Raw genomic sequence first — 16554 nt, forward strand, 5'->3', positions numbered from 1 at the left:
ATCATCAATCACGAATGGGCTGACAGAATTGCGCTCGGCCCACATTCACAATAAAGGCGCGTTTTATACAGCGTTGTTTAACCTGTCAGTTGGCTTTGAGCGTCTCCTGAAAGCGATTGTGATTATTGACCACATGCTTTATCACCAGTTGGCCGTCCCAACCAAGAGGCAACTTCAGGCAAGAGGTCATAACATTGTAGATCTTTACGATGAGTCCGAAAGGATCGGAGCCAGCAGAAATTCCCCAATTCCAGGTCGCACTCAACTGGACACGATAGACGGAGAGCTTTTGCAATTGCTGAGCGACTTCGCGCGCGTCACTCGTTATCACAACCTCGATGCTTTGAGCGCACCACAAACCAGCGATGATCCACTGGGGCGACTGAATCAACTTCTCCTTGCTATCCTCGTTAGAGATGTGCCGCAGAGACAGAAAGATAAGATTCTGAACCAGGCGAATATCATAGTTAATCAGATCGATGATATTACCCATACTGTCATGCATGGCCTTGATCAACGACCATTATCAACAGCCGACGCACTTTCGTTACCCGGGCTGCATGATCAATCGGCTCAGTTTGCCGTGCTACGCATCATCAAGCTACTTTCGCCGCTCAGAGATCTTTTGGCAAACGTTAGCCGTGGAGCTTATAACTGTGGTCCTGTGCCACCATTTCCGCAAATGCACGAGTTTTTAGAGTGGCTGTGGGATGACCGTAAGTATGTACTCAGGAAGAAGAGATGGCCGTGAAATGGACTAACAAATAATTGCAGCGGATGAAAATTAGCTGCGCCAATTTTGGCTGCTGAAATGGGCGTTATACTCCAGCCTGAATGTCCGCTTTACGACCTCAGCGTGCTTTGATTCCGAATATCGGACGGAATAGGCCCCTATCTCAAAAGGTCCGCTTTGTGGTGATGACGTCGAAACCATTGGAAAGCCGACCTTTTTGCCTCTCCAAGATGGTAAGTCCATAGTCGTTTTAAAAACGTCCGTGGAGACGGGACAGAACCCATGTTCTGGATAATAACTAAAGTGATAGCTACTCTAATCAGTGCATGCAAAGCCATGCCGGTTTATTGCGCCGTCGACTTCATTTCATCAGCGCGTAAACTCCAACCGCTCGACGGCGACCCCGTGTCTCGACTCAAAGGGGGAGACAGAGCGACCCTGACAAATGGCAAGGCCGGAGATGAATTAGATGAGGCTTTTCTCTTGCAAGCGTGTCGACACCTGGCTGAGCATCGCGCAGAAAACAGTCGTTATTATCGGCCTTCTAGCGAGCGGCTGGTTCTTTTTTCTTCGAGAGGAGACGTCTCCCCATGTCAAACTGGAGATGGAGCCGAAGATGATGCCTGGCTGCGTTCTCCGGGTTATCGTGACTATCGAAAATTTAGGTGGGCATGTGTGGACCCTTGATTCCGCCGTCACTAGGTTGTATCAGCCAAGTTTGGAGCGAAGACCCAGTCCTTCCGATCTAAGTTTGCTGGAAGTTGGCACGCAGATTCTTCAAATGGACCATGCACTTCGCGCCAACGAAAGTACTGCGATAGGTTTTACTATCGAGCCTACTGAAAGATCGACTCACTCTTTCTTCGTGGTCCAAACAGCATTGAACATTGCAGAGGAGAATCAACGATGGTTACGCGTGCAGGAGAGTTCCGTATTGTCCGATGGTTGCTAGTTAGTTTTGGTATGGGGGGAGCCCTTCTGCTGTCCGGGTGTTCTGCGAGGGTTGAAGTTGGCGACCGATGTGAAGGATTGGAGAGAATTGGATACAAGGCTCCGGTATCTTCGCAAGAGCTTGAGGATATTATTGCCCTTGGGTTTCCTAACTGTGCTCGATATCTTAAAAGCACCGATCAGGTTGACCGAGGTTGAGGAGGGAAACTTAGCGCCTTTGCTGCTAGATTTTAGCCGAACAAGTCGGTTGTCAGTTGACCTAAGGAAAACTACGCTGTCCGGCCCTTATGGCCACGCAGGACGAGGGGGCTGACCATTAATTCATTGGAAAGCGGTTCTTTTGCCGCGCGGAGATAAGGTATATACGGCAGCCTGAATCTTGCTCCCAAAGAGAATATTGCTCGATTTAGCGCTTCGAACACCGGCGCAGGGTGCTGCGTCCGGTTGGTTTGATTTGTTAAATTTCTACTCACCGATACTTAATGCTTTGCGATAACATATCGGAATATTCCATTCCAGCCCATCGTCTAAATTTTCTCTAGTCACTAACAAGGTTGGTCTGTCTTCAAATTCTACATAAAAGGTATCTTTATCTGGGTCCCTACCAATTATAAATCCAGCTCGAAATAAAAAATGAGCAACCATCAGTTCATCTGATTCGGTATTAGCTCCATCAATTTTAGGATTACCATGGTTTGATATATATCTAACTTTTATTTTTTCGAGTAGCTGGTCAGTTGTATACAAAGATGGGCCATGAGAAAAACATTCAAACAGCCTTTCAAGTTCTGGGAATTGATGCCGATGTTCTGCTAATAGCTCTTTGTACCTCTGCCTCGAATATTCAGGAAAGCAAGATTTTAGATCATCCCATTTGATGTTCTCGTTTCCGTTTCTGGAAGCATTCGCTGAGGCCTCCCTAAGAAGCTTTGCTGACCACCTCGGTCGTCCATAGCTAAACGACGAAAGTGGAATTAGTGAGTAAACTCTTTTCTTGTACCAAGGATAGTTTTTAGCTAGGAGTAACTGACTTTGTTTAACCGCAGTGTCGTAGAACTCGATATCTTTTGGGAATTTGAAATCCTCTTGATTCTGACAAAAAGAAAAAATTTTCTTCCCAATTATCTTTCCAATCTCATGATCTGACCACTTAAGCTTCCTCATGTATTGCTCACAATGATCCATTGATTCGTCATGGGTGCAAAGAATTGGCCAAACATCCGAACGTATCGAAGCTCTTAATTTCAACCCTTTTACCGTATAGCTTAAATCTATACATGCGCTAAAAAATGTAGTAAGGTATGTAATATATTGTTCCTTATTCTTGAAAGTTGCATCAATGTCATCAATAAAAATCCACACATTGATTTCTGTGCTTTCTGCATATCGTTTAAGTAACTTATCCTCATTTGCGATCGGTATGGCACTTTTTTCTATTGTTATTATTTTTGATTTTAGTCTTTCACTTAAGGCACTAACGATATTACGTCCCTTGTAGTTGTCTATTTCGGAATTTTCTACGAGCATTATTTCATCATCGGTGTTCGCGAAGCCGATTCTCCGCCCGATTTCTCGATTGATAGCTGTGCATATTCTCTTTTTCCAGCTATTAATTGATATTGCTGCATGCTCTCCTTCAGATAAAAAAGGAGCGCATAGCTCATGCCCCTTAAGATCAATTGTTAATGACTGTGGGTTTTTCTTAAGAATCTTGATTTTTGTGTGCTTTAATAAAGCAGATTTTCCAACACCTTTTCTAGCTTTAACAAAAAGAAATGGTTCATCAGCGTCATAAAAGTCTTCTACGAGTTCAGATTCACAGAAGTATTTTTCAAGAATGTCTTCATTCTCACGCTCCCCACTATCATTTCCATATTTTGAAAACTTCTTGAGAATCTCTGGAGTTGCCATCTTGCCTCCATTAGAATTTAACGCTCAGGTTCACCCGTAGCACTGACTACGTGAGGCGACAGGAGGAACCTATTATTATGCGACTCACTCAAAGAAAAGTGAAACCAAGTGCCGTATTTATCGTATCCTTCACAGCCGCCAACGCTGCGTTAATTGCTCCTTCTACTAGCAGAAGAGACATTCCTTGTAGCGTAAGCATTACAGCTCTGGCGGTATTTTTTTGCATCTCAAAAAGCATACTAGCCTCAGCGTCGCTTATTTGGCCGCTCAGTTTTAGTGCTTCAATCTGTGCGAGTGTCCTTGCGAGCTTTTCTAACTCTGCTTCTGCATAATCTTTAATAATTGGCCATTTTTCGTCGAACACGCCTTTGGCCGCGGCGATCATTCCAGGAAGTATCTGATGCACATCGATGTTAGACATTTTCATCTCCTTATCTGGATTGGCTTTCACCTCGTTTCTTAGCCAACTCAAACGCCATTATTGTGCCAAGATGTTGGTTAAAAAGGGCTTGAATGGGAGCTGTAGCAAACCGGTTTATAGGGATATCGCCTCGGCCAGTTGCATCAGAGGTAGCCCCGTAATTTACTCGGCAGTCCAATGATAAATCCGCGCCTTTATCTTTAACTTTCATCTTCTGATCTTTTGTAAGCGCGCCTGTTATGCATTGTTTATGCATTAGAACTAGATAAGCGAGGTTTTCTTTTGCCAAGTCAATTTGCTCAATGGTAATTTTATTTTTGTAGATGCCACTGGCGCGAACAGCCATTGCATTAAGGTCAGCCCATACTCCTTCATAGAACTTCTGTTGCGCCTTGTATTTCAGGTCCTCGCCTCCAGCGTTCCTTAGGGAAATGAAGTACGTGTCAAGTTTCTTCTGCAATTGCTGCGCTTGAGTATCAATGGTCTCGTCATAGTTAGAAATGAGTTGAATGGATGTGCATGAACTAACGGTGATCACTGACAACACCAATAGACCAAGCAACACGTGACCTCTTCTGTAAAACATCCTCATGCTGTTTTCCTCCGTTGGTAGATGTTTCGTTCAGCAGCAATTAGACAGGCGTCTCCGAGGTTGCAGAAATCTGACCGCATCGTTATGGCGATCTCTGAGAGTCCGAAAAACCTGCATAGTGAGTGAATAAAACAGCAGCGGACCCTGGCCCCGTATCAGGTTCATTCAGACTTGGAAAATTACAGTGCAACTCATGCTCAGTCTGTTTGCTGCCTGATTTTTGGTTTACCGGTCGTAACGTCGACTCTTTCGAGAGAGGGCCCGTCGCACTGGTAAGCCCTCGATTTGCTAGACGCCTGACGGATTGGAAACCTCCGTAGTTGGCTTCACCTATGGCTCCCTGGAACTCAATTCTTGCTTCTTGAAATATCAAGCCGTTGATACTGGATGATTGACTGCCAGATCGTTCTCAACATCTGACCACCATTCAAGATAACGCTTTGCTGCCTGCTTACCGGATTTCACAAGCGACTTCTTTAGTTGTTCACTCAAATCGAAGTCTGTAGTTCCAACTCCTAAGGTGTCGATATAGACAGTTCTCTGCCAGTCATCGCTGTGAAGATGCTGGCTATCCTGGACGGCGAGCACGGTCTTGATCAGCTGCATCGTGTAGTCGAGAAAGTGGTCTATTTCTTGCCTCTTTGGGGTCTGGCCGTCTCGAAAAACTCCAATTTCAGTCGCGGAATCGAGCCGGAAGCCGAGCGTCTCTTTGTTATAGACGTATGGGCTGCTTCTTGGGGAAACCTGGCTTAGTTTTTTGTTCTCCTTTTCATAGTAGCCAGGAATCCTTTTTAAACTCCCATTCTCGAGGTACTTTTGTCGGTCAAAGATCTTTACCGGGTAATTGTTGATCGCACCGCCATCAACAAAAACATCTTCACGGTCGTCTCGCACTGCGCGAAAGAAGAGGGGGATCGACATTGAGCGTCTTACGGCATCGACCACTCGCATTCGTGGTGTATGCTCTGGCGAGTAGACTTCACCGAACTTAGTAGAGAGGTTTGAGGCGTAGACGTAAAGTTCTTTGCCGGTGTGTTCGTGGAGAGCTTTGAAAGTGACATTGGCTGAGCCGGTCTTCTGTTTTAGCAAGTCACCGATCCAGTCCCGGAAATAATCTCCCTTATACCAGCCGTACTCATCTTTGAGTCGTCTCATGTCCCTGAGAGCTAACCAACTATCATCTTTAAAGTCGTTAAAATCCAGTCGGTTCAAAACCTTCAACATTTCTGCGTTGCTGTAGCCAGCTGCGAACAAAACCGCGTTGATTGAACCTGCGGATGTTCCGCCTACACGACTGATGTTCTCGAGAATCGACTCACTCTCAAGAACCTGCATAGCACCAACATAGGCAATGCCCTTTACACCACCACCTTCAAAAACCAGATTTCTGAACGGATACGACATTTTTCACTCCTCCTTTGAGCTTCAAAACGCCGATACAACTAAGTTACTTCTCCTATATCAATTTGCTTAACATCACCGGCTAGCACTAATGGAAGCACAAAATGATCAGAGCGGCCACCCGATCGCTTTGTTTAACAGGTTACGCGTTAGATTTATGACGTCGGACTCGGTGATAAAAAAACCTTGATGTAGTCGACCACATGCGCTTTGGCCAGGTCCCATTTTTTTAGATCCGCTTTCCCCACAAACCACCGCGATGCTCTCTAGCCTCGCCGTTACCCGTGCAGTAAGTGGTTTAACTAGCGGAGAGCAGGTCAGTTGAACTTTTTGTTTTCTTTAGGGGAACTTCCACGCCAACTGGTTTTTCCTTATAGGATTCAGTATATTGCTGACGAGCAAGGAGCACCCAACGGTTATGGATATCCGAACATGAGAAAACTCCATACGCGATACTCATAACTCGCAAAATCGTCAAAGAAGCCTCAAACCACCTGTAGGTTTTGGATCTTTCTCTTAACCGCTGTTACCTGTCTGGAAGCTATAGCTGGCTGGACTGCTCCTCTGAAAACCCACTCATCTGAATCTAAGGGTTCGTGGTCATGACAAAAATCCTGGTGACCGGTCACCGAGGCCTCGTAGGAAGACATCTTGTGCCTCGGCTTAAATCAGCGGGTTACCAGGTTGTCGGGCTCGATATTGCGGACGGCAGTGGTGACATCACCCAGCCAGAGAATATTCGTTCTGTCATCTCCAATGTCTCTGGGGTAGTGCATCTTGCAGCTGTGTCGAGAGTGATATGGGGTGAGCGGAATCCTTCCCTTTGCTGGCAGACAAACGCGATGGCCAGCCATTCGATTCTGGAGGCCGCCTCACACTGCAAACAGAAACCCTGGGTGTTGTTGGCCAGCAGTCGGGAAGTATACGGGGAGCCGGATCGACTACCGGTTTCCGAAGATGCGCCAGTTTGTCCTGTGAACATTTATGGAAGAGCCAAGGCGAAAATGGAGCAATACGCTCGAGAAGCCCGACTTGACGGCTTGAATACGGCGGTCGTTCGCCTTGCTAACGTGTATGGGTGTGTTGAAGATCATGAAGACCGGGTTTTACCCGCTTTTTGTCGAAATGCCGCCGAAGGCCGACCACTGAGAGTGGACGGATTTGACCACCTTTTTGATTTTACTCACGTGGACGACACTGTCAGGGGAATAGTGAAGCTCGTGGCTTTGCTCAATGCGAGTGAACGCGATTTGCCCCCGATCCATCTGCTTCCAGGCATTGGAACGACCCTATTTGAGGCCGCCAAGATTGCCGTTGATGCTGCCGACTCAGATTCCAGCATCGTCGCCGCACCATCTCGAACCTACGATGTAGGCCGCTTTATAGGAGATCCGGCGCGGGCGAAAAAGCTACTGGGCTGGGAGGCCAAAATCTCGCCCTCCGAGGGAATTCGCGCTTTGGTAAAAGCATTCCAAACTAACGCTTCGTTGATTGAAACAGCATGAAAGTTCTCAAAGTAATCCACGGCTACCCCATGCTTTACAACGCTGGGTCTGAGGTCTACTCACAAACGATCTGTCATGCGCTTGCCGAGCGGGGGCATGAGGTTCATGTTTTTACTCGTGAAGAAGACGCGTTCAGGCCCGACGGATCGCTCAGGCAGGACGTAGATCAAGACCAGCAGAGTATTCGAGTCCACCTGGTCAATAATCCCCGCCATCGCGATCGATACCGGCTGTCCGTTATCGACCAACGGTTCGCAGAGGTGCTTGATCAGATCAGGCCAGATGTCGTCCATATCGGGCATTTGAACCATTTGTCGACTTCGTTGGTTTACGAAGCCAAGCGTCGAAATCTCCCTGTGGTTTATACACTGCATGATTACTGGCTCATGTGTCCCCGTGGCCAATTCATGCAGATGCATTCCGGTGACGATAATCTGTGGGCGGCGTGCGATGGCCAGGAGAACCGGAAGTGCGCGACACAATGCTATGCGCGCTATTTTTCAGGGGCAGAGGGCGAGTTCGAACAGGACGTCGCCTATTGGGAAAACTGGGTTGGACGACGCATGACCCATGTTCGAGATGTTGTCGATCAGGTCGACCTGTTCATATCACCGTCCCGCTATCTGAAGTCCAGGTATGAAACGGATTTTGGGCTGCCGAAGCCGAAAAGCATCTATCTCGATTACGGATTTGATCGAAGCCGAATGGCCGACCGCCAGAGGATGCCGGATGAACCATTCACTTTTGGCTATATCGGAACCCATATTCCTGCCAAAGGCATCCATCAGCTGATACAAGCGTTTGGCCAAGTGAAAGGCGACTGCCAACTGCGAATCTGGGGACGAGACAGGGGCCAGGATAGCCGCGCACTTAGAGCCATCGCCAACACGCTGCCTATTGGAAAACAGGCGCGGATTCATTGGATGCCAGAATACAAGAACCAGCAGATCACAAAAGATGTCTTCGACAAAACGGATGCGATTGTGACGCCGTCGATCTGGGTCGAGAACTCTCCATTGGTGATTCATGAAGCCCAGCAAGCCCGAGTGCCAGTGATAACAGCTGACGCCGGTGGAATGGGCGAATATGTCCAGCATGAAGTGAATGGACTGCTGTATGAACACAGAGATGTTTCATCTCTATCACAGCAGATGCAGCGCCTTGTCGATGACCCGGAGTTGGCCCGCCAACTGGGACAGAGGGGTTATCTATTCAGCGACGACGGTGAGATTCCCGACATTCAATCCCACGTGGTGGACCTGGAAGAGCAGTACAAGCGAGTGATGAATTGAGTTTACAAACGGATTTTTGGCGGGCAACGCTGGATACCAATCCCGATTATTGCAACCTGAATTGCGTTATGTGCGAAGACCATTCGCCGTACGGCGATGACAGACCGACACGCAGCGCTCAGGGTCGTATCCGGCCCATCATGGAAAAGGGGTTGCTGGAAAAAGTGGTCCGGGAAGTGGCGGCACTGGGTTTCCGCGAGATTATTCCCTCAACGATGGGGGAGCCGCTCCTTTATCCGCATTTCGAAATGTTTCTGGAGCTTTGCCATGAGTTAGGCCTGAAGCTCAATTTGACCACTAATGGAACGTTTCCCGGCCCCCAGAAACACCAAAGTGTCGAACACTGGGCGAGGCGCATCGTACCGATCGGCAGTGATGTCAAAATCAGCTGGAATGGTGCGACTTCGCAGACGCACCGAGACATCATGCTTGGGGCTGAGTTGGATGAGCATATCAACAAAGCCAAACGATTCATTGCGGTCAGAGATGAGCTAGCCGACCACAACTACTGCTCCATGACCATGCAGCTGACGTTTATGCGCCAGAATCTACACGAAATTCCAGAGATGGTTCGGTTAGCTGCATCCATGGGGTTTGACCGAGTGAAAGGTCATCAACTCTGGGCTCACTTTCCGGAGTTAGAAACGCAAAGCCTGCGGAATGACATCGTTTTTGCTACCCGCTGGAACCGTGTCGTTGAAGAGTGTGAGGCCATTGTTCAAGAACAGACAGTACCGGGTGGCCGCCCCCTCAGACTGGATAACTTCTTCAAGCTCGATTTGGCGAATCTTGATGATATAGCGCCGGATGGTGAGTGCCCGTTTTTAAATAAAGAGATCTGGGTAGACCCAACGGGACGGTTTAATGTTTGTTGTGCTCCAGATCAACAGCGTAAGTCTCTTGGCGAATTTGGAAATTTGATGGATACCTCAGTCGAGGAAGTGATCAAAGGTGAGCGCTATGCGGCTCTGGTAGAAAATTACCGAAATCATGACTTGTGCAAGAGTTGTAACATGAGACGCCCGTCATGAGTGCGTCCATGGATAATTTGAAGGTCAGCCCCTGTGGTACGCACCATCTGAGATCAGACGGTAGGGAAGTGTACCAGCGCCGTTTTGATCAGGTGCTTCCGTTTCACGCACCAGGGCTTGCTCCGGTCAAACTCACCCATACATCATGGCACATTCGTCCTGACGGAACCGATGCTTACAAAGCCAGATTTGATGAGACGTTTGGCTTTTATTGCGGCGTTGCTGCGGTTGTATCAGATGGACTTTGGTTTCACATCGATTCAGAGGGAAATCCGCTCTACGAGAGCCGATATGCCTTTGTCGGTAATTTCCAGAATGATGTCTGCGTGGTCTGCGATGTCGAAGGCTCTTACTACCATATCGATCTTTCAGGAAAGCCTCTCTACTCATCAAAATGGTCTTATTGCGGAGATTTTCGTGAGGGGGCTGCCGTTGTCCAAGGTCGTGATGGCCTCAGTTCCCATATCGACTTTTCCGGAGAATTGATCCATGGCGAGTGGTTCCTTGATCTGGACGTCTTTCATAAAGGCTACGCCAGGGCTCGGAGTAACGAAGGCTGGCATCACATCTCTAAGGCGGGCACGCCGTTATATCCCGCAAGATATGCGAACGTGGAACCGTTCTATAACGGCTGCTCAAGAGTTGAGACCGGCGACGGCGCGTTGAGGGTCATCAATGAGAAAGGCGAAACTTTGCGCACCCTCCGCAGGCCCACGATCGACCATTTTGCCGAGCTGTCTGCGGATATGGTTGGTTACTGGCGAACGATGGCTCTGAAGACGGCTTCGCAGTCTGGGCTGTTTGACCAACTTCCGGCGAATCAGCAACAGCTATCCAAATCTACAGGTATGGCTCCTGAAAGATTAGTCCGGTTTCTCCGCGCGTTAGGAGAGTTGGGTGTTATCCAAGTTGAGCGGGATAAGTACGTGCTGACGGAGAAAGGCCAGTATTTACGCTCCGACCATCCGAAAACCCTTGTTTCAGCACCAGAGGAATACGGTGGGGATTTGCTGAGGCGCTGGGAGAGGCTGCCAGCAATCTTGAAGGGGGCTGATGTCGACCAGGATATATTTGACGAGATAAGCCACGACGAGGAGCGCGTCAAAGCACATCATGAAATGCTGGCCAGCTATGCACTGCACGATTACGCTCCAGTGGTTCCGTTGCTGAACATCAATGCTGGCGACGTCGTGTTCGACGCCGCTGGAGGCACAGGCACCCTCAGTTCGCTGGTAAAGAGGCGTTTCCCTGAAGCAGATGTCTATTGCGGTGACAAAACCGAGATCACTCAGCAGCAATTGTATGATGGGGTCCATTACCTGCCGTTTGACCTGTTCGAGCCCTGGCCAATCTGCGTCGATAAACTGCTCTTGGCGAGAGTACTCCATGATTGGAACGATAAGCAGGTGGCATTGATTCTCCAACACGCCAAGGCAGCGCTGAGACCCGGAGGGGAATTACTGGTCCTCGAAATGTTTCTACCAAAGTTGGGATTTGGTGGGGGGTTATGCGACTTACACCTCTTGGCAGTAACTGGAGGTCAGGAAAGGTCGGAGGATCACTACTCTGATCTTCTCCATAACGCGGGATTCGATGTTGTTGAGACTGTTAACGGTGGAAGCCTGGTATCCGTCCTGCGCTGTAGGCCCAAGCCATGAAAACTCTTCTTATTATCAGGCACGCCGAAAGACCTGCCATTCAAGATGGAACTGTCGGCAACGAACTCGCCCTGACGTCAAATGGTGTTCACGAAACAATTCGATTGGCCCAGTCGCTTCCGCGAAAAATTCTATCCATCGAAAGCAGCCCCATTCTGCGTTGCATACAAACAGCTGAGCTAATTGCAGAGCATCATGAGCTTCCACTAACATCTATCGGGCGTTCCAACCTGCTTGGGGATCCGGGGTTCATTATCGATGATGCAGAACTGGCATGGACGAACTGGGTTGAGAAGGGCGCTGGAGCCGTCAACGAACATCTTTTGAGTGGCACCTCCGTATGGCCTGGGTTTCGAGACCTGGATGAGGCGGTTGCACAGATGCGGCAATCTATTGAGGAGATGCTGACAGAATCAGGTGATGGTGTTCATGTTTGGGTAACGCATGACACCATTGTTGCTACTCTTGCGAGTCGGTTGCAGAGGACGCCGGTTACGCTCAAGGAATGGCCGGATTACCTAGGTGGGCTCACGATTCAACTGAGTGAGGAGAGTGGTCTGGAGATTTCCTACTCGTCGTCCGGGCTGACCATACCTGATATCTGAGGATGGAAGCGCTCAGGTATCTGCTGGTCGAGGTGGAGAGTTGTTGCTTGCCCTTTGACACCCAGCTTGGAAAGGTCAAAAAAAACAGAAACTTAGATAACTTTTGGGCCGACCATGACGCACTCCTTCTTATGTAATCACAGCACTACCATACCTCGAGAATGAGCAGAATGCCAAGTATGAGCGCGCGTCCCGACGTCTGTAACTTCCCACCTTCATCCGTCTCGGTCGCTCCAGTCGTCGACAATCCGATCGATATCAATCAAGTTTGATCCAGCCTCTCCAATTTCCTCATAAACCACATAGAACCCAGCACGACTGTAGTGGCAATCTGAAATCACAAGGATCTGCCCATTTTTACTGGCAGCGACTTCCAGTCGTTTGAACAGAAGCTCTCTTTGTCGCGTCGCAAGCTCCTCGGGATATAGGAAAATCAGGTGAGGGTAGGTCTTTGATGGTTCTGGTAGGTTCTCACGCCAATGGCCAGCTATCTCCAAGAGTTTTTTTCGGCGGCGGTATGCTTCTAGTGAAAGACATTCATGTCTATTTTTTGTCATCGGCAACCCTTTAAGACAACGTTTTTCAAAAATTTAGGGCAATAATGTTTAATTTAATCAAAAATAAATAAAGCTCGAGATAATAAATATTAAAATAAATCATTTAAAAACAGTGCTTTACAGATCACACAATGAAGTATAGATTATTTTCTATTGTTTGTATGGATTGATATAGGATTTTCTTTTTTGTGACTGACAGAATAATTGAAACTTGGTATTTGGTTGATCTGAAAGTTGATGAAGAATGCGTTGGCCAAGTGTTATGGGGGATTGTGGTTAACGACAGAAAAAGCAGGTGGGTCTATGGAAACTTTGTTTGCACCAGCCCGGTGGTTGAGTGTTTGCATAAAGGGCTTTACCGAACAAGAAACAGTGAACACCGCTGCCAAGGAGACGGCCAGAAGGTCGCATTGCCAGTCGAGGCGTTAGTTGAGTTACCCACCGGATACAGCCTCAATGAGTACCTGGCGCAGAAGGCACCAAGAGAGCAAGGATTTGAAGTCCTATGACTACTGGCTTGGCTGTTAGTGTCCCAGCGAACTGAGGTGACTTATGCGAATTGTTTGCATCTCAGATACCCACAGTAGACATGAGGAAATCGAGCATGTCCCTGAAGGGGATGTGTTAGTGCACGCGGGTGACTGCCTGGCGTACGGAAGCCTGTCCAATTTGCAAGACTTCGATGCTTGGCTCGGAACCTTGCCGCACAGACATAAAATTTTCGTTGCTGGAAACCATGACACTTGTTTCGAAGATGAGCCAGGCTTAGCTCGAAAAACCGTAACCAATGCAACTTACCTCGAAGACTCCGGGGTCGAAATCGAGGGTTTCAAATTTTGGGGCAGTCCATGGACCCCGCGCTTTTTCGACTGGGCATTTAACGCAAAGAGGGGCCCCCAGCTTTTTGAGAAGTGGCAGAAAATTCCGCTAGATACAGATGTTCTGATTACACACGGCCCTCCGAAGGGAATCCTTGATACGGTAACCACACGCGATGGCAAGCAACAGGTCGGCTGCAATGATTTACTGAGGCGGCTTTCTGAGCTTAAAAGCTTGAAGGCGCACATCTTTGGTCACATTCATGGTGGCTACGGTACTGAGGTTCAGGGCAGCAGCAGGAAAATTCGATTTGTGAACGCAAGCATCTGCACTGAGCAGTATGAGGCGTCGAATCACCCCATTATTTTTGACATCGAATGAGCTATTTTTTCGTTGAAGGAGCACGTGCCAATCTATCGCCTGATCACTGGAACCCGAGGTCCTTGTCCCGTATGCTCGAACAAAATCCACCAAGGAAGAGGTAAGCATGGCGCGTAAAGTGTTTTACAGTTTTCACTTCAAAAACGATTTCTGGCGTACGCAACAGGTCCGCAACATCAATGCGCTGGAAGGGCAAAAGCTTGCGACGGCTAACGACTGGGAGCAGGTCAAACAGCGAGGCGACAATGCGGTCAAGCAATGGATCGCCAAGCAAATGGAGGGTAAAAGCTGTGTCGTCGTCTTGGTTGGTGAGAGTACGTCAAGCAGACGCTGGGTGAAGCATGAAATCGCCAAAGCGTGGAACGATGGAAAAGGCGTGTTGGGCATCCACATCAATAAGCTAAAAGACAATTCCGGAAACAGCTCCCCCAAAGGCTCGAATCCTTTTGAAAAGGTTGTTCCTACCTCTTTGGGCAGAAATCTCGGGGGTATTGCCCCCATCAAGACTCCTCAAGGCGTAACTAGCCAGGCAACATACGGTTCAATCAAAGACAACATTGTTGACTGGATTGAAGAAGCTATAGAAGTCAGAAGAAAGTACAGGTGATCGGTATCCAATGCCCTTTTCTCAGATTGAGGGGCCCTGTCAGGACGTACCCTTATGAGCTTGTATGAAATCGTCATACTGACATCTGGACAACGTAGGGAAGCAGAGCATCGGCTCTCCCGGAAGCTTGAATCTTCCATTGCTGATTTTGGTCTTTCAATCGGAAAAGACGTTGTCATCCTGAATGAAGAAAACCTCTCTCAGAGAAATCGGAAGGCTCCTTGTGTGGTCGCTTATTTTGGCAGCCCGGAGAAAGAACATATCGAGGAACTCCAGACCCTAATCTCCCAAAAAGTCCCGATTATTCCGATCGTTGATGACGCAGCCTCAATCCAGGAATGCATCCCGGATCTTGTTAAGCAGCTCAATGCCCACTTTCTCGACCACGACGATGAAAACGTCAGTTTGTTATCAGCAGCGCTTTTGGAGTGTGTAGGCCTGCTACGGGATCAGCGTCGAGTGTTTGTCAGCTACCGTCGTACGGAATCAAGGCTAGCCGCACTCCAGCTGCATGACCTACTCACGTCAAAAGGCTTTGATGTTTTTTTAGATACCCACGACATTAGGCCAGGTGAACCCTTTCAGGATGTTCTCTGGCATCGGCTAGTGGACTCCGATGTGATGGTAATGCTGGATACCCCGACTTACTTCGATAGCAAGTGGACAGTTCAGGAGTTGGGCAGGGCACGGGCAAAGGAAATTCACATCCTCAGAGTAGTTTGGCCCAATCATGAATCTCACCGTGCCATGTCGTTATCTGAAGCTGTATACCTTGCTGAGGAGGATCTGGAGACTTCTGATGGGCCCATAAAGGACGAGCGGGTGGAAGAAATCGCTTTCGCTGTTGAGAACCTTCGTAGCAGAAGCATCGCAGCAAGATACCTTTCTATTGCTGGAAAACTGTGGGAGGAAGCAGAAAAAATTGGCGCTGAAGTCCAGGGAGTAGGAGCGCACAGGGCCATTTCACTGCGATTACTCGACCAACGCTTATTAAGAGCCTACCCAGTTGTTGGTCTGCCTAACGCCGAACTTCTGAATGATATTGCTGACAAGTCAGACGCAACTCAAGAACCAGGCACACCCGTACTGATCTACGATCACGTTGGGATTAGAGAGAAATGGCAGCAGCATCTTGCCTGGTTAGACAAAAATATCAGGTCTGTTCGAACTTTAAAGGTGCGCGAAGCCGATTGGCTGCTGGCCGGATGGGAGGAGTAGAGCATGACTGGTTCCGTTTTTTTGTCAGCCAGTATCCCTGATCCGCGTCGTTCTCCAAAATATGCACAGACGGCTGATACAGTAGCTATAACCTCAGCGGTATCGGCTTTGGTTCACGTTCTTTTGGGTCGCCGACGTCTGGTATGGGGTGGCCATCCTGCAATCACTCCAATGATCTGGGCGGTTGCTGAAGATCTAGGAGTGAACTACGGAGACTGGGTAACACTTTACCAATCGAACTTTTTTGCCGAAGAATTTCCCGAGGAAAACAAAAGATTTCAGAATGTCCTCTTCGTAGATTCAGTCGAAAACAGCCGAGGAGAGAGTCTTAGACGTATGCGGGAAGAGATGTTGGCCCATGACAAGTTCCAGACCGGCATTTTCATTGGTGGGATGGAGGGCATCGTGGATGAATTCCACTTGTTCCAGTCTTTGCAACCTCAGGCAAATGCGATTCCAATCTTTTCGACAGGAGGAGCGGTTTTGGACCTGGCAAATGTTCCAGAACACGCTTCTGATAGAGATCTGTGGGAAGAAATGGACTACGTGAAGCTTTTTCACAAACTCCTAGAAATACCCGTTTCGGAGAATAGAGAGCCGCCTAGCAAGTCAGAAGTCAGTCCGGGTCCACAAACAAGGTCACAGGACTAGAGAAATTTCCTAGAACACCATTGAGGGGGCGGGGGCAATTCTAGGGAACATGGCAAGTCAATTTCGGCATCCGCGATAATCTGACATTATGCGCTCACGCGCTCTTTCCGCGATTACAATTACGCCGCTTTTCCTTCGCGACTAATTACCAGAGAAAGAAGAGAAGAAATATGACGGAGTATCAAACTGAATGGCTCAGCTAGAAAATATTGAAGCAATTT

Annotated in this window: 17 protein-coding genes; 12 read left to right on the forward strand and 5 right to left on the reverse strand. The window is 48.3% G+C overall.

The features are described 5' to 3' along the window. Positions 1-751: hypothetical protein (locus MSNKSG1_RS19220; RefSeq protein WP_008938293.1), on the forward strand; the 751-nt coding region annotated here is incomplete at its 5' end. 451 nt (positions 752-1202) lie between these two features. Then, complete coding sequence (locus tag MSNKSG1_RS05690) at positions 1203-1685, forward strand: hypothetical protein (RefSeq protein ID WP_008938294.1); 483 nt, start codon at positions 1203-1205, stop codon at positions 1683-1685. A gap of 464 nt (positions 1686-2149) precedes the next feature. On the opposite strand, the gene MSNKSG1_RS05695 is transcribed toward MSNKSG1_RS05690, so the two are convergent. The 4 genes from MSNKSG1_RS05695 to MSNKSG1_RS05710 all read right to left on the reverse strand — a co-directional run bounded on the left by MSNKSG1_RS05695 (position 2150) and on the right by MSNKSG1_RS05710 (position 6012). Next, on the reverse strand, positions 2150-3595 hold the full coding sequence (locus MSNKSG1_RS05695; RefSeq protein ID WP_008938295.1) for a P-loop ATPase, Sll1717 family: 1446 nt from the start codon (positions 3593-3595) through the stop codon (positions 2150-2152). Positions 3596-3683: 88 nt separating this feature from the next. Beyond that, positions 3684-4016: a hypothetical protein gene (locus MSNKSG1_RS05700; protein ID WP_008938296.1), complete on the reverse strand. Its 333-nt coding sequence runs from the start codon at positions 4014-4016 to the stop codon at positions 3684-3686. A 10-nt stretch (positions 4017-4026) separates the two neighbouring features. Further along, positions 4027-4608 (reverse strand): hypothetical protein, encoded by a 582-nt coding sequence (locus MSNKSG1_RS05705; protein WP_008938297.1) that lies wholly within the window; start codon positions 4606-4608, stop codon positions 4027-4029. A gap of 369 nt (positions 4609-4977) precedes the next feature. Then, positions 4978-6012 carry a patatin-like phospholipase family protein gene (locus tag MSNKSG1_RS05710; protein WP_008938298.1) on the reverse strand — a complete coding sequence of 345 codons (1035 nt, stop codon included), beginning with the start codon at positions 6010-6012 and terminating at the stop codon, positions 4978-4980. 599 nt (positions 6013-6611) lie between these two features. On the opposite strand from MSNKSG1_RS05710, the gene MSNKSG1_RS05715 reads away from it, so the two are divergent. From MSNKSG1_RS05715 to MSNKSG1_RS05735, 5 genes are read left to right on the forward strand one after another with little or no spacing between them, the layout of a single operon-like run. Continuing rightward, complete coding sequence (locus MSNKSG1_RS05715) at positions 6612-7514, forward strand: NAD-dependent epimerase/dehydratase family protein (protein ID WP_008938299.1); 903 nt, start codon at positions 6612-6614, stop codon at positions 7512-7514. After that, positions 7511-8806 carry a glycosyltransferase gene (locus tag MSNKSG1_RS05720; protein ID WP_040886692.1) on the forward strand — a complete coding sequence of 432 codons (1296 nt, stop codon included), beginning with the start codon at positions 7511-7513 and terminating at the stop codon, positions 8804-8806. The genes MSNKSG1_RS05715 and MSNKSG1_RS05720 overlap by 4 nt, the downstream gene beginning before the upstream one ends. Further along, positions 8803-9837 carry a radical SAM/SPASM domain-containing protein gene (locus MSNKSG1_RS05725; RefSeq protein ID WP_040886693.1) on the forward strand — a complete coding sequence of 345 codons (1035 nt, stop codon included), beginning with the start codon at positions 8803-8805 and terminating at the stop codon, positions 9835-9837. Before MSNKSG1_RS05720 ends, MSNKSG1_RS05725 begins: the two co-directional genes overlap by 4 nt. Before the next feature lie 8 nt (positions 9838-9845). Next, positions 9846-11495 carry a methyltransferase gene (locus tag MSNKSG1_RS05730; protein WP_040886695.1) on the forward strand — a complete coding sequence of 550 codons (1650 nt, stop codon included), beginning with the start codon at positions 9846-9848 and terminating at the stop codon, positions 11493-11495. Next, a complete protein-coding gene (locus MSNKSG1_RS05735; protein WP_008938303.1) occupies positions 11492-12100 on the forward strand; it encodes a histidine phosphatase family protein in 609 nt (202 codons plus the stop codon). The genes MSNKSG1_RS05730 and MSNKSG1_RS05735 overlap by 4 nt, the downstream gene beginning before the upstream one ends. Positions 12101-12315: 215 nt before the next feature. Here MSNKSG1_RS05735 and MSNKSG1_RS05740 read toward each other — a convergent pair whose 3' ends face one another. Then, positions 12316-12657, reverse strand: coding sequence for a hypothetical protein (locus tag MSNKSG1_RS05740; protein ID WP_040886694.1), 342 nt, complete (start codon positions 12655-12657; stop codon positions 12316-12318). A gap of 188 nt (positions 12658-12845) precedes the next feature. Here MSNKSG1_RS05740 and MSNKSG1_RS19115 point away from each other — a divergent pair, with 188 nt between their 5' ends. The 5 genes from MSNKSG1_RS19115 to MSNKSG1_RS05760 all read left to right on the forward strand — a co-directional run bounded on the left by MSNKSG1_RS19115 (position 12846) and on the right by MSNKSG1_RS05760 (position 16333). After that, the gene (locus tag MSNKSG1_RS19115) at positions 12846-13166 is read left to right on the forward strand and encodes a hypothetical protein (protein ID WP_152638732.1); all 321 of its coding nucleotides are present in this window, start codon (positions 12846-12848) and stop codon (positions 13164-13166) included. Positions 13167-13209: 43 nt separating this feature from the next. Then, a complete protein-coding gene (locus tag MSNKSG1_RS05745) occupies positions 13210-13857 on the forward strand; it encodes a metallophosphatase domain-containing protein (protein ID WP_008938305.1) in 648 nt (215 codons plus the stop codon). Positions 13858-13963: 106 nt separating this feature from the next. Beyond that, positions 13964-14464, forward strand: coding sequence for a TIR domain-containing protein (locus MSNKSG1_RS05750; protein WP_008938306.1), 501 nt, complete (start codon positions 13964-13966; stop codon positions 14462-14464). Positions 14465-14518: 54 nt separating this feature from the next. Beyond that, a complete protein-coding gene (locus MSNKSG1_RS05755) occupies positions 14519-15682 on the forward strand; it encodes a toll/interleukin-1 receptor domain-containing protein (protein WP_008938307.1) in 1164 nt (387 codons plus the stop codon). Positions 15683-15685: 3 nt separating this feature from the next. Beyond that, positions 15686-16333 (forward strand): SLOG domain-containing protein, encoded by a 648-nt coding sequence (locus MSNKSG1_RS05760; RefSeq protein ID WP_160164268.1) that lies wholly within the window; start codon positions 15686-15688, stop codon positions 16331-16333. Positions 16334-16554: the final 221 nt, after the last annotated feature.

Source organism: Marinobacter santoriniensis NKSG1, assembly GCF_000347775.1.
Lineage (GTDB): Bacteria > Pseudomonadota > Gammaproteobacteria > Pseudomonadales > Oleiphilaceae > Marinobacter > Marinobacter santoriniensis.